This window comes from Pseudoalteromonas sp. UBA6610, from assembly GCF_002433295.1.
Taxonomy (GTDB): Bacteria; Pseudomonadota; Gammaproteobacteria; order Enterobacterales; family Alteromonadaceae; genus Pseudoalteromonas; species Pseudoalteromonas atlantica.
On the sequence record NZ_DJHW01000066.1, the window covers coordinates 20,766 to 35,549 of the forward strand.

Sequence of the window (14,784 nt, forward strand, 5' to 3'; positions counted from 1 at the left end):
TGAATAATAAATAGCTAACTAGGGAGAGGGCGATGCCTTTATTACGATGGCTAAGTATCTTGTTTATAAGCTCATTGGTAGCCGCTTGTGGCGGCGGTGGGTCGTTAGATAAAGATACATCCACTGGCGGAAGTGACGAAACAGAAGAGCTAAATTATGTAGTGTCTGTTCAAGGCTATAGTCAATCAAGTACAGATGAAGCGAATTCTGTTACAGCTGATGAACCGTTAACTATTTCGGCAATGCTCACTAATAGTGGGGCAGTTGTTGTTGGCGAAGTAGTCAATTTTAGTCTTAATGGTGACATCGGATCGCTAGATCCAGTTTCAGGCACGGTTTTAACCAACACTGATGGAGTAGCATCAATTACTCTGACGGCTGGCGACACTGCGGGGGCTGGTATTATTACCGCCACCTATATTAATGGTGAAGATACATACAGTGACTCCTTTGGTTTCACATCTGATGGCTCTGAGAGCGATGACTCCAGTGTGAATGGTACTATTGAACTTGATGTTTCAATTTTAGACAGTACTGGTTCACCATTTACAGCTGATAACCCCGTTAGCAAAGATAATAAAGGTACAGTTACTGCTACCTTGTTAGAAGAAGATGAACCTTTACAAGGCCAGCTAATTTCTTTTACAACTAATTACACTGGTAAAATCACACCTGTGTTAGGTACTGCATTAACAGACGCGAGTGGTCAAGCTTCCGTAACGCTCAGTAGCGGTGATTCAAAAGGTGCGGGTCAAGTCGTTGCTACCTATACGGATGAAAGCGGTAATAGCATCACTAAAGTTGCAGGCTTTATTTCAAATGGTGATGATGCACCTGTGGAAAGTGCTGAAGCAGAGCTTGATATCAAGTTATTACAAGGCTGTGCAAGTGATTGGGATGCTAATCGCAACACAACATCCCTCGAAGGCACCTATCTAGCATCTGGATGTAATGTTGTAAATCAATTCTCTTCTGATGAACTTATTGACGTTATGATTAAAGTCACAGATACAAGTTCTGGTGATGGTATTGATGGCATTATAGCTGAGTTATCTACAGACCTTGGTGCCTTGTTACCAGAATCAGGTAAAGCACTAACAGATAACTTTGGTTTTGCAATTTTAAAATTACAGCCAGGGGCAAACAGTGGTGCTGGAGAAGTATCTGTTACTGCTAAATCAGTTACTGCTTCAAAAGCATTTGAAATCGCTACAGCAGAATTAAGTGTTGAAATTTCAAATGGTTTATATAATAAATTAGATGAAGCTGGCAATGTGATTGATAACGAATTTGTGCCACTAGCAGCTGGAGCTACAACGGTTATTTCAGTAAATATTTATGATACAGATGGAGATTTGTTTGTAACTCCACTAGATGTTGAATTTACATCTGGTTGTGTTGAATCTGATCTTGCGGTAATGGATGGTACTGCAACGAGTATTAGTGGTATTGCAACAGCGACATACCGAAGTAATGGCTGTAACACATCACAAGGCGATACGGTTACAGCGACAGTGCTTACTGGTGGTACACCAAAAGTTGTTACAGTTAATGTACCTGTATCGGCTGCCGCAGTAAGCTCGATTGAATTTGTTGAAGCATCAGAAAATGTACTTGCACTAAAAGGGACTGGTGGAGTTTCTCGTAAAGAAATCAGCCAACTTACATTCAAATTAACAGATGAAATAGGTAATACTGCAAAGCAAAAGCGTTTAGATTTTCGTTTAAGCTCGACTAATGGTGGCATATCACTTTCTGAAGTTACAGATTCGACCGGTTATTCGCATGCTAGTGTTTCAACAGATTCTGAAGGCTTAGCACGTATTCAAGTGAACTCTGGTTTTGTTCCTCAGGCTGTGCGTGTTCAAGCTTGCTACATCCCAGATGAACTTATTCCAGCTGACCAAAACGACAATGTTACATGCTGGAAAGAACTTTATGATGAGTGTCTTCTTGATGACGCAGAGCGTGATGCCAATGTTTCATGCCCAACCGGAGAACTCTCACTAGTTTCATTAGATGAGCAAGTAATAACAGTATCTGATTTAGTTTCGATTAGTTCAGGTTTACCTGATGGCAATAGTTTCACCGCTGCACCAACTAACTTCAATATTGAAGCGTTAAATTATACCGGTGATATTGAAGACGTTAATGTTTATTTAGCTGATCATTTTAACAACCCTGTTCCTGATGGGACTTCGGTATACTTAACAACTGAAGGGGGTGCTATTGGTACCATTGATGGTACAGAATTTAATGCGCAGCTAGAGTGTAATACAGTCGACGGTCAGTGCGTTGCTCAATGGCGTTCACAAAACCCAAAACCATTCACAGATGCAAAATGGGGTAATACAATTAACAGTATTAACCCTAAAACTAATGAAATTAACTGTGATCTTTACTTTGGTTCTGCAGCACCTTGTATGGCCGGTATTTTAAATGCTGCTTTCAATGAAAATGGCGTCCCTCTTGGTGGTCGTGCAACAGTGCTTGTTACCGCTAAAGGTCAAGAATCGTTCATTGACATTAACGGAAATGGGCGTTTTGATACCAACGAATATTATAGTGGTTATGATCTAACAGAGGCATTTATCGATCACAATGAAAATGGTGTTTATGATGGCTTAGCGGGTATTTATGATCCTGTTACAGCGACAGTGATAAAAGCCGCTGATAACTGTCAAGAAGGCGATAGTGATGATCCATGTAGCCCAGAGAACACAAATGCTGGCCATTTTGAAGAAAACTGGGATATTGATCTCAATGGCATGCACACGCTAGCTGATGAAAAATACAATGGTTTAGTATGTAAAGCAGAAGCAACAACACCAACAGAAGGTGACACATTTGAAAGCCTTTGTACTAAAGAACTAGTTGATATTCGTGATTCTTTTGAAATCATTATGTCGGGTAGTACCGCATACAGTAGATTTGTGGTCACAAAAAGTGAGTTACGTAATCGCTTTGCTGAAGCATTAGAAGAAACAGTTATAGATGATCCTACAGTATTTACTGATAATGCTATGCAGCTCGCACAGGATATCGAAGAGTGTAATAATATCTATCGTCAAGCTGACACTCAGTCTGGCGCTATTATCTTGAGCTTAGAAGCAACCGATAACACAGATTACTGCGATGTAGGTTCTATCAACATTACTAGTACTGATTTGGGGAATCAGCTATCAGCATTAACTTTCGCTGTTTACTACTCTGATATATATAATAACCCCATGCCTGCAGGTACCAATGTAGCTATATCTGCTGATAATGGTGAGTACAGCGGTACAGACGGTTTTGATATTCGCAATTCAAGTGCAACTTTTGCATTTGGTGAAGCTCTATCAATTAGCCGTGAAGCAGAAGGAAATGATAAAACGGAAGGATTCTTAACCGTTGAGTTTACGACTGGTAAAGGCAATATTTCAACAGCTCAAATTGCAATAAGTGATGATGGTTAATATGTAGTCAATTGTTTAATTAAAAAAATGCCAACCTTAAGGTTGGCTTTTTTATTTGTGTTCTATATATTCCACAGCAATTATTTTAAAAACACCGGTTTGTATAATTTAACAACAAAAATTGTTTGTTTATTCAGTAAATACTGAAAAGTTTGTATTAAAAGCTTGTAACAATAGGTGTTTGTAGATATACCTATAAATATTCGCGCCGTTTATGTCGGCAAAACACATTTAAATATTTGGTTAGAAATAGGCAACTATGGGCAAATCGCTAGTAATTGTAGAGTCACCTGCTAAGGCTAAAACAATTAATAAATACTTAGGTAAAGACTTCATCGTAAAGTCCAGTATTGGACATGTGCGTGATTTACCTACTTCAGGTTCGAACAAAGCTAAAGTACCGGCGACTAAAACGCCAGCTGAAGTTCGTAAAATGGAGCCTGAAGAAAAGGCAGCGTATAAACAGCAACGAGATTACACTAACTTAGTTGCACGTATGGGTATTGATCCTGAAAAAGGGTGGGAGCCACATTACGAAATTTTGCCAGGTAAAGAGAAAGTAGTTCAAGAGTTAAAAAAGCTGGCCGAAAATGCAGACCAAGTTTATCTCGCAACGGATTTGGATAGAGAAGGGGAAGCAATTGCTTGGCACCTTCAAGAAATTATTGGTGGTGAGCCTGAAAAATATAAACGCGTTGTATTTAACGAAATTACAAAAAATGCGATTCAACAAGCGTTTGAAACACCTGGTGAACTAAATACCGACATGGTATATGCACAACAAACACGCCGCTTCTTAGACCGTGTAGTTGGCTTTATGGTATCGCCATTATTATGGGCTAAAGTAGCGCGCGGGCTTTCTGCTGGGCGTGTGCAATCGGTTGCGGTACGTTTATTAGTAGAGCGCGAACGTGAAATTAAAGCGTTTATTCCAGAAGAGTTTTGGGATATACACGCCGATGTTAAAAATACTGAGTCACAATTACGCTTAGAAGTCACCAAACAAGCAGATAAGCCATTTAAGCCGGTAAATGAGGCTCAGGCTACAGCCGCAGTTAAAAGCCTTGAGACAGCCGAATATAAAGTAATAAGTGTTGAAGAAAAACCAAGCAAAAGCCGCCCAAGTGCGCCTTTTATTACTTCAACCATGCAACAAGCCGCCAGTACACGTTTAGGCTATGGCGTTAAAAAAACAATGATGCTTGCACAGCGCCTCTACGAAGGCGGTTACATTACTTATATGCGTACCGATTCAACTAATCTGTCAAAAGATGCAGTTGAAATGTGTCGTGATTATGTAACCCAAGAGTTTGGCGCAAAGTACTTACCTAAAGACCCAATTAGCTACAGCTCTAAAGGCAACGCACAAGAAGCGCACGAAGCGATCCGTCCTTCAAGTGTAACTGTACTTTCTGGGCATGTTGAAGGTGTTGATGCCGATGCCAAAAAACTGTACGAATTAATTTGGCGTCAGTTTGTTGCCTGTCAAATGATGCCTGCAGAGTACGACTTAACAACACTTACTGTGGCCGCTGATGAGTTTCAACTAAAAGCAAAAGGGCGAGTACTTCGCTTTGATGGTTGGACAAAAGTGCAACCTGCGGTACGTAAAAAGAATGAAGAAGATCAATCGCTGCCAGCAGTAAAAGAAGGCGAAGTACTTAGTTTAATTGAGCTTGACCCTAAGCAGCACTTTACTAAACCGCCAGCGCGCTTTAGTGAAGCAAGTTTAGTAAAAGAGCTTGAAAAACGTGGTATTGGTCGTCCATCTACGTACGCATCAATTATTTCAACAATTCAAGACCGTGGTTATGTACGGGTAGAAAACCGTCGTTTCTTCGCTGAAAAAATGGGCGAAATTGTTACCGACCGTTTGGTTGAAAACTTCACTGATTTAATGAACTTTGACTTTACAGCAAAAATGGAAGGTCGTTTAGATGATATCGCTGAAGGCGAGCGTGTATGGACCCAAGTTCTTGATAAGTTTTATGCTGATTTTTCTACGCAATTAAACATAGCCAAAGATGAGCCAGAGCAAGGCGGAATGCGCCTTAATCAAATGGTCGAAACCGATATTGACTGCCCTACGTGTGGCAGAAAAATGGGTATTCGCACGGCATCTACAGGGGTGTTTTTAGGGTGTACAGGTTATAACTTACCGCCTAAAGAGCGTTGTACAACCACTATGAACCTAGTGTCAGGGGATGAAGCGGTTGCGGCAGATGTTGAGGACATTGAAACTGAAACATTAATGCAAATGAAGCGCTGTCCAATCTGTGAAACGGCTATGGACTCTTACCTAATAGACGAAACCCGTAAATTACATGTTTGTGGTAATAACCCTGCATGTGAAGGGTATATCGTTGAGCAAGGTACCTTTAAAATTAAAGGATACGATGGGCCTATTATCGAATGTGATAAATGTGGTTCAGACATGGAGCTTAAATCGGGCCGTTTTGGTAAGTATTTTGGCTGTAACAACGAAGAGTGTAAAAATACGCGTAAGTTACTTAAAAACGGCGAAGCTGCGCCACCAAAAGAAGATCCTGTGCACATACCTGAACTTGAATGTGAAAAGTCAGAAGCTTATTTTGTTTTACGTGACGGGGCTGCAGGTATTTTCTTGGCGGCTAACACCTTCCCTAAGTCACGCGAGACGCGAGCGCCTAAAGTGGCTGAGCTAAAGCGTTTTAGAGAGCGTATTTCACCTAAGTTTTATTACTTAGCTGATGCGCCAGAAAAAGATCCTGATGGCAATTTAGCCGTAGTACGTTATAGCCGTAAAAATAAAGCGCAATACGTGATGACTGAAGTTGACGGAAAAGCCACAGGCTGGACTGCTCACTACGAAGCGGGTAAATGGGTAGAAGAAGCGAAGAAAAAAGCAGCGCCTAAAAAGAAAGCGGCTGCAAAAAAATCGCCAGCTAAACCTAAAGCAAAAAAAGAAGCTGAATAAACGTTAAAATTTATTTAGCCTAAGACAAATAAAAACCGGAATACACAGCCTGTGTCATTCCGGTTTTTTTATGATTATATGCGTCGCAATGGCTTTATTAGCCGCATATTTTTTATTGTTTAGATTTGTACAGTAGATACTTTTTTGTAGCCTTCAGACTCTAATTCATCATTAACGCATTGAAGAACATAGCCAAATAGATCGTCGTTACTTACATCATCATCTTTAGCCCAATTTACACACATATCTGTGTATTCTTTAATTGTTTGTGCAGAAGCTACTGGTGCATCGTCTGCGATTGCAACCGTTGCAGATACAGCAAAAAGTGGTGCAACTATTAATGCTAGCAATGCTTTATTCATTTGTTGATTCCTAAATAAATGGTTTTACGATTTAAATACATTTTAAAGCTGTATTTAAATAGTGCCCAATGCAGAACAACTCTGTTGGTGTAGTGATTTTTAATCGAAATTAAAATAAAAGATAACGAAAAATTTTTATCGTCAAGATGAGTAAATTACGCTTAAATAATTATATAAGTAATTGTGTTGTAATAAATTATAAGCTAAGGTCGCTTTTTTATAAAAAGATAAGTTAATGTCAGAACACCAAGCAAAACCAACCAGTACGCCTCGTAAAATACACAAAGTAGAGCAGGGCTTAGAGTCGTTTATATTTAAAGGGCGCTGGTTATTAGCCCCGTTTTTTGTAGGCCTACTATTTGCTGTAATATTGCTATTAATAAAGTTTTTTAAGCAACTTTATTTAATGGGTATTGCCACTTTTAGTGCAACAAACCAAGAGTTATTGGTGGGTGTACTTACCCTCGTTGATACCGCTTTACTGGCTGGTTTATTACTTATTATTATTTTTAGTGGTTATGAGAACTTTGTGTCAAAGCTTAATATTGAGGGCCACGAAGATAGGCCGTCATGGATGGGAAAAGTAGGTTTCTCAGGCTTAAAAATGAAGCTTATTAGCGCAATTGTTGCCATATCTGCGGTTGAGCTTTTAAAGGTATTTATTAATTCTAATATTCATTCAAGTGAGGAGCTATTTTGGAAAGTGATTATCCATGTCACCTTTGTAAGCTCTGGCGTGTTATTTGCACTCACTGATTATTTAAATAGTAAAACACAATCACATTAGAAAGGTTAAGTGAGTGGTTTGGTGGCCTGTATTTCGTCTTAAAACCGGCTATAGCAGTCCCACTATTTGAGCGCACAAAAAAGCCCGATAAAATCGGGCTTTTGAGTATTATTAGTCAGGGCATTCTTATTTTACAAAAGCAAAGTAACAGCCAAAACCACTCATGTTTAGTTTATTACCATCTAAAGTAGCATTACAGTGAGATAGTGAGTCATGCGCCTCAGTCACTGTTTTAGTCAACTCAAATGTTTGATTGCTATCAGCTAAGTTAAACACACATAACATAGTTTGCTCGTTTAGCGTTCTGTAAAAAGCGAGGATAGGCTCAGCAGTATCAATAAACTTAATATCGCCTGCTAATAACACAGTATGCTGTTTACGCCATGCCATAAACTCACGATAAGCATTAAGTATAGAGTTTGCATCTTTATCTTGTACAGACACAGCCTGCTGCGTATGCGCGCTATCAACCGGTAACCACGGTTTAGCAGCACTAAATCCTGCGTTTTGTGTGTTGTTACCTTCCCATGGCATTGGCGTTCTACAGCCGTCGCGACCTTTAAAGTTTGGCCAAAAGGTAATGCCATATGGGTCTTGTAGGTCTTCAAATGCTACAGAGGCTTCACCTAGCCCCAGCTCTTCACCTTGGTACATACATACGCTACCACGTAATGAAGCAAGTAGGGCTGTAAGCATTTTGCATTGTGCTGGGTTTATTTCACCATTTTGGCTCCAGCGGCTCGCAACACGCTCTACATCATGGTTGCTAAACGCCCAGCACGGCCAACCTTCAGTCATGCGTTGCTCTAGAGTCTGTACGGTTTCTCTTATGTATTCACTTGAATAATCATCCGTGAGTAGCTCAAAACTGTAACCCATATGCAGCTTATCACCGCCTTGGGTATATTCTGCCATTGTTGCCAATGAATCTTCCGATGAAATTTCACCAAGTGATACAGTACCCGGGTATTTATTAAGTAGTGCTCGTATGTCTTGCATAAACTCAATGTTTTCTGGCTGGGTGTTATTATAATAATGGTACTGAAACGCATATGGGTTATCTTCACTAAAGCCACGGCCTTGGCGTTTATCTTTAGGCTTTGCTGGATTGTCACGTAATTGTGCATCGTGGTAGCAAAAGTTAATAGCGTCTAATCTAAAACCATCTACACCTTTTTTAAGCCAAAACTCTACGTTTTCTAAAACAGCTTTTCTTACATCTGGGTTATGAAAGTTTAAATCAGGCTGTTCGGTTAAAAAGTTATGTAAATAGTATTGACCGCGACGAGGCTCCCATTGCCAAGCACCGCCACCAAAAATAGATAACCAGTTATTAGGCGCTGTGCCATCTTCTTTAGCATCCGCCCATACGTACCAGTCAGCTTTATCATTGTTTTGGTTTTCGCGGCTATCTAAAAACCATTGATGTTGGTCTGATGTATGGCTTAACACTTGGTCAATAATAATTTTAATGTCGCGTTTATGTGCTTGATCTATTAACTCATCAAAGTCGTTTAGGTCACCAAATATGGGGTCTATATCGCGATAGTCACTTATGTCGTAGCCAAAATCTTTCATTGGAGATTTGAAAAAAGGAGAAATCCAAATAGCGTCAACGCCTAAGCTTTTAATGTAATCAATGCGATTAATTATCCCTTTAAGATCACCAATACCATCGTTATTGCTGTCTTGAAAGCTTCGCGGGTAAACCTGATAAATAACCGCACCTTTATACCACTGCTGTTGGGCCATGCTTTTCTCCGTCGTTCCACACAGTATTTATATTGTTATTAGTTTGATTGAAACAATCACTAAATTTTCAAAAAGCATACGTGAAGGGTGCTGCTCTGTAAAAAGTCTGCATACGTATGCAGCTAATTTACTTACATAAAAGCGGTTTAAGCTAAGCGGAAAGTTACCCATAAAAACCGCTGCAGCAATTTTACCAATTGTGTTTATTTAAGTGTAACTAAAACAGCTGACTATTTTGGTGCTTATTTTTAAAGGGCTGCACAGCTTTGGTGATTCCACTCTTTGGTCAGACCAATTTAATCTGGTAATCTTTACAAAAGATATGCGTGTAAATTTATAAAAAACCTTTAATTAACGCTATTTACAAACGATGACAAAGGGATTTCAGGTAAATAATTGATGTATTTTTATAATGATAATAAATCACTAGGTTGCACCAATATAAAACTATTTAAAACAGTAGGTTAAAGTTTTATTTGTGAACACATTGTTAACTTTTAGCCTTTTGCATAGTACTGAATACGTATGCATAAAGTTGTTAATAAAATAATTCGAGCGTTAATATTGATGCTGACAACAAAATTAGCTCGCCTGTTTGACTATCACTCAAATAAAGAAGCGAGTATCACAATATGGGTAACGGGAAAACATCATGTCTATGTTCAAACCAAGTATATTAACGTTGGCAATGGCTACTGCAGGATTAGCAAGCTTTGCCTCTGTAGCAGCACAAGAAGATACAGTTAAAAATGATGACGTTGAGGTTATCGAAGTAAAAGGCTTTCGTGGCAGTGTTGTAGAATCAATCAACACAAAGCGTTTTTCTACTCAAGTCGTTGAGTCAATTTCAGCTGAAGATATAGGTAAACTTCCTGACTCGTCTATTGCTGAGTCTATTGCACGCTTACCAGGTTTAACGGCGCAGCGCCTAGATGGTCGCGCAAGTAGAGTATCAATTCGTGGATTTGGTGAAAACGAAAGTGGCACCACATTTAATGGCCGCGAGCAAGTATCTATTGGCGATAACCGTGGCGTAGAGTTTGACCTTTACCCATCAGAAATTATGAGCGGCGTTACCGTATATAAAACGCCTAATGCAAGTATTGAAGCAGAAGGTATTGCCGGTGTTATTAACATGCAAACAGTACGTCCTTTAAGCAAAGGCGAGCGTGTATTTCAAGTTAACGGCCAATACGAGCAAACTAGCTTTGATAAACTAAACCCAGACGGTAACGACGATGGTTACCGCGGTACTATTTCATACATTGATCAATTTGCAGATGACACCATAGGTGTTGCGTTTGCACTAAATACCATGAGCTCTCCAAATCAAGAAAAACGTTGGAACTCTTGGGGTTACCCTGAATTTACTGCTGATGATGGTCAAACGTACTCTATATTAGGGGGTGCAAAACCATTTGTACGTTCATCAACCCTAGAACGTGACTCAGCGATGCTCGTGCTAGAGGCCGCTCCTACAGACAAATTAAACATGACGTTTGATGCGTTATATGTTGATTTTACAGACGAAAAAATCTTACGTGGTATCGAAATTCCATTCGCATGGGGTCAAGGTTCGATTGACCCTGCAAGCGTAGCTGTAGATGACGCAAGTGGCTTTATTACCAGTGCGGTAACAAATGGCCAACGTGTGGTTGTGCGTAACGACTACGAAGAGCGTGAAGCAGAATTAACCGCGTTTGGCTTTAACACTAAATACGATATTGATGACTCGTGGTCAGTAGAGTTTGACGCAAGTTACTCTCAAGTAGACCGTAAAATTTGGAGTCTTGAGAGTTACTCTGGAACAGGCCGAGGCGATGCTCGCGGTGTTGCAGATAACCTAGGTTACACATTTAACGGTGGTAATACAGGTGCTACGTTTACTCACGATTTAGATTACAGCGATTACAGCTTAATGCAATTAGGTGGTCCTTTATCATGGGGTGCAAGCTCTGCTTTAAATGATAAATATGGCTTAACCGGCACCGAGTATGAAAACCAAGCGCAAGATGGTTTCATTAATGCACCTACAATTGAAGATGAGTTATCTACATTAAAACTAGCGGCATCTAAAGTATTAGAAAACGAATACTTCAGCTCAATTGAATTTGGTATGTCTTATAAAGAGCGCGAAAAAACCAAAGATTCGCAGGGCTTCTTTATGACGTTATCTGGGTTTTCACTTGATAACCCGGGTTTAGTTACCGTGCCAGAGCAGTATCGAATGGGCAGCGTTGATTTAGACTTTATTGGCATGGGCGATATGATTGCCTACGATGTAAATGGTCTTGTTAATGACGGCTACTACGACTTACTTGATGAAAGCTTAACAAATACTAGCCATTTAACTAAATCGTGGACCGTAAAAGAAGAAATTACCTCTGCATTTGCACAAGCTAATATTAATGCCGAAGTAAGCGGCTTAGCGTTAACGGGTAATATCGGTGTACGTTACGTTCACACTGACCAGTCATCGCAAGGTAATGCATTTAGTACTGTAGATGGCATTGTTGTGGCATCACCTACCAATATTAGCCACGATTATTCACACGTTTTACCAAGTTTGAACTTATCACTTGCGATTGATGAGCAGCAAACAGTGCGTTTTGGTGCAGCTAAAACAATCTCACGCGCCCGTTTGGACGAAATGAACTCATCTATTGATGCATCATACAACACAACGCCTGATGAAAATGGTAACTTTTGGTCTGTATCGGGTGGTAACCCTAACCTAGAGCCTAAAGAAGCAACTGGTTACGATTTAACGTACGAAAACTACTTTAGCGATGAAGGTTACTTCTCTGCTGCGTTTTTCTATAAAGACTTAACCCAGTGGATTTTTGACGGCACATACGAAATTGATATGTCGGGCGTTGCTGACCCTTCAACAGGTGAAATCCCAGCTACTTCTGAAGGTACTGGTAGTGGTAAAGTAAATGGCGGTGGCGGCGACCTATACGGTTACGAGTTATCACTAGCGTTACCATTTAAAATTTTCCACCCGTCACTTGAAGGCTTTGGTTTAATTGCAAGCCATACAGGTATTGAGTCTGATATTGAAGATCAAAACGGTAATGAGTACGAGCTACCGGGTCTTTCAGATAAAATTCAAAGCTTAACGGTTTACTACGAAATGAATGGTATTCAACTGCGTACCAGCATGCGTAAACGTAGTGCCTTTAAAGGTGATGTATACGGGCTAGGCTTTGATACCGAGCAAGTGGATATCCTAGGCGAAACAATTTGGGACATTCAAGCTGGCTACGACTTTAGTGAGGCCGGTGTTGAAAGCCTTGAAGGGTTATCAATTCAGTTCCAAGTTCAAAACTTAACAGAAGAGCCGTTTACATCGCTTTCTGGCGATAACGCGCTACAAGTTCGTGACTACCAAGATTACGGACGTACTTACTTGTTAGGCTTTAGCTACAAGCTATAATAAAGGTTGTGTGTAGGAGCCCTTGTAATTTGTTTTACAAGGGCTTTTTTATAGCTACTTTATCTAAATTTTATCAAACTTAACAAAGCTTTAAACTGTAAACGTGGACAATAATATGAAACCAATAAAACACGTCGTAATCGCAGGCGGGGGCACGGCAGGGTGGATAACAGCCGCCTTGCTTAATAAAGTGTTAGGTAAAGTAATTAAAATAACCCTTATTGAGTCAAGTACTATTGGCACTATAGGCGTGGGTGAAGCAACAATTCCGCCTATTATTCAACTTAACAATGCACTGGGTATAAACGAGCAAGATTTTATAAACGCTACAAATGCATCTATAAAATTAGGAATTGAGTTCGAAAATTGGAAAACCCCCTCTCATAGCTACATGCATGCTTTTGGCTCATTTGGAAAAGACTTCCCCTTTTGCGATTTTTACAATTTTTGGGTAAAAGGGCATATTAGCGGTGCAGAAGAAAGCTTATGGGATTTTTCTCTTAACTACCAAGCGGCTAAACAGCATAAATTTGCACCTTTAAATACCCTACCTAATACACAATTGCCTGGCTTGAGTTATGCGTATCACTTTGACGCAACGTTATATGCTGAGTTTTTAAAAAAGCTCGCAACATCACGCGGTGTTGAGCATATTGATGCCAAAATAGAGCAGGTTGAACAATGCCCTCTATCAGGGAAGTTAAAATCATTAACCCTTGGTAACACACAGCAGATAAACGGCGACCTTTTTATAGACGCTACAGGCCAGCGCGCCTTACTCATAGAGCAAACCCTTAACACCGGTTTTGTCGATTGGTCTCATTATTTACCGTGTGATAGCGCCGTAGCGGTGCAGTCTCAAGGTACTAGCGAGCTAAAACCTTATACGCGTTCAATTGCACACAGCGCAGGCTGGCAGTGGCAAATACCGCTGCAAAGCCGAATAGGTAATGGCTTGGTGTATTGTAGTCGTTATTTATCTGACGATGCGGCAACGCAGTTATTATTAAATAATTTACCCGCTGAGCCAATGACTGAGCCGCGGGTGATTAAATTTAAAACAGGACGGCGGTTAAAACAATGGCATAAAAATGTGGTATCGGTTGGCCTTTCCAGTGGCTTTTTAGAGCCGCTAGAGTCTACCAGTATTCATTTAATACAAAGTGCCGTAACCCGTTTAATAAAGCTGTTTCCACACAATGGCATAAGCGAAGCTTTAGTTACTGAATTTAATAAGCAAAGCGTGATAGAAATAGAGCACATTCGTGATTTTATAATATTGCATTACACACTAACAGCGCGAGAGGACTCCCCATTTTGGCGACAATGTAAGCAAATGGACATTCCTGACTCATTGGCTCACAAGCTCAAATTATTTAAGCAAACCGGCAAAGTAGTGCGCGAAAACGACGAATTATTTGCCGAAGTTGCCTGGCAACAGGTGTTTATTGGCCAAGGACTTATCCCCGAAGATTACAACAGCATTGTTGACTCACTCAGTAGTGAACAACTAAACGATTTATTCTCAACACTAAAAACGCTTATTACCTCAACGGTAGATCAATTACCCACTCATAAAGATTTTTTAGCAAAAATTAAAAAGGCCTGATGATGCAACTTTTAAAAAAACTTTTACTTGTAAGTGCCTGTACTTTACCAACTATTAGCTACGCACTTGACGTTGAGCCTGCTAATTGGTGGGTTGGCATGAACAAAAACACGATTACCATCATGGTTCATGAGCAAAACATTGCAAACGAGCAAATTAAATTAGCTAAATACAACGGCGTTAAGTTAAATAAAGTAACCCGTACCGATAATCCAAATTATGTATTTTTAAATATTACCATTACCGACGCCGCTAAAGCCGGAACGCTTGAATTTAATAGCAGCGAAACAAGCAATAACTTTGAGTTTCCACTTCTTGAGCGAGATAAAAACAGCGCTCAGCGTCAAGGGTTTACATCAGCTGATACGCTTTATTTAATTAACCCAGATCGCTTTGCTAATGGTGATAAACAAAACGATAC

At 40.0% G+C, this 14,784-nt stretch carries 8 protein-coding genes; 6 read left to right on the forward strand and 2 right to left on the reverse strand.

Translation table 11 applies throughout. From position 1 onward, the window contains the following. The first annotated feature begins 32 nt into the window (after positions 1 to 32). Positions 33 to 3,458 carry a hypothetical protein gene (locus B4F91_RS08970; protein WP_096041843.1) on the forward strand — a complete coding sequence of 1,142 codons (3,426 nt, stop codon included), beginning with the start codon at positions 33 to 35 and terminating at the stop codon, positions 3,456 to 3,458. 259 nt (positions 3,459 to 3,717) lie between these two features. Further along, positions 3,718 to 6,414 (forward strand): type I DNA topoisomerase, encoded by a 2,697-nt coding sequence (topA, locus tag B4F91_RS08975; protein ID WP_096041842.1) that lies wholly within the window; start codon positions 3,718 to 3,720, stop codon positions 6,412 to 6,414. A 119-nt stretch (positions 6,415 to 6,533) separates the two neighbouring features. Here topA and B4F91_RS08980 read toward each other — a convergent pair whose 3' ends face one another. Further along, a complete protein-coding gene (locus B4F91_RS08980) occupies positions 6,534 to 6,776 on the reverse strand; it encodes a hypothetical protein (protein WP_004587793.1) in 243 nt (80 codons plus the stop codon). 235 nt (positions 6,777 to 7,011) lie between these two features. Here B4F91_RS08980 and B4F91_RS08985 point away from each other — a divergent pair, with 235 nt between their 5' ends. Then, the gene (locus tag B4F91_RS08985) at positions 7,012 to 7,563 is read left to right on the forward strand and encodes a TIGR00645 family protein (protein WP_096041841.1); all 552 of its coding nucleotides are present in this window, start codon (positions 7,012 to 7,014) and stop codon (positions 7,561 to 7,563) included. Between the two features lie 126 nt (positions 7,564 to 7,689). Here the strand turns inward: B4F91_RS08985 and B4F91_RS08990 are convergent, their stop codons facing one another. Continuing rightward, positions 7,690 to 9,315: an alpha-glucosidase family protein gene (locus B4F91_RS08990; RefSeq protein WP_096041840.1), complete on the reverse strand. Its 1,626-nt coding sequence runs from the start codon at positions 9,313 to 9,315 to the stop codon at positions 7,690 to 7,692. Between the two features lie 652 nt (positions 9,316 to 9,967). On the opposite strand from B4F91_RS08990, the gene B4F91_RS08995 reads away from it, so the two are divergent. The 3 genes from B4F91_RS08995 to B4F91_RS09005 form a co-directional block, all read left to right on the forward strand. Next, the gene (locus tag B4F91_RS08995; RefSeq protein ID WP_004587796.1) at positions 9,968 to 12,754 is read left to right on the forward strand and encodes a TonB-dependent receptor; all 2,787 of its coding nucleotides are present in this window, start codon (positions 9,968 to 9,970) and stop codon (positions 12,752 to 12,754) included. A gap of 115 nt (positions 12,755 to 12,869) precedes the next feature. After that, a complete protein-coding gene (locus tag B4F91_RS09000) occupies positions 12,870 to 14,363 on the forward strand; it encodes a tryptophan halogenase family protein (protein ID WP_286938061.1) in 1,494 nt (497 codons plus the stop codon). Then, positions 14,363 to 14,784, forward strand: a 422-nt coding sequence (locus B4F91_RS09005) for a cyclomaltodextrinase N-terminal domain-containing protein (RefSeq protein ID WP_288635581.1), incomplete at its 3' end; no start/stop codon positions are given. The genes B4F91_RS09000 and B4F91_RS09005, both read left to right, overlap by 1 nt.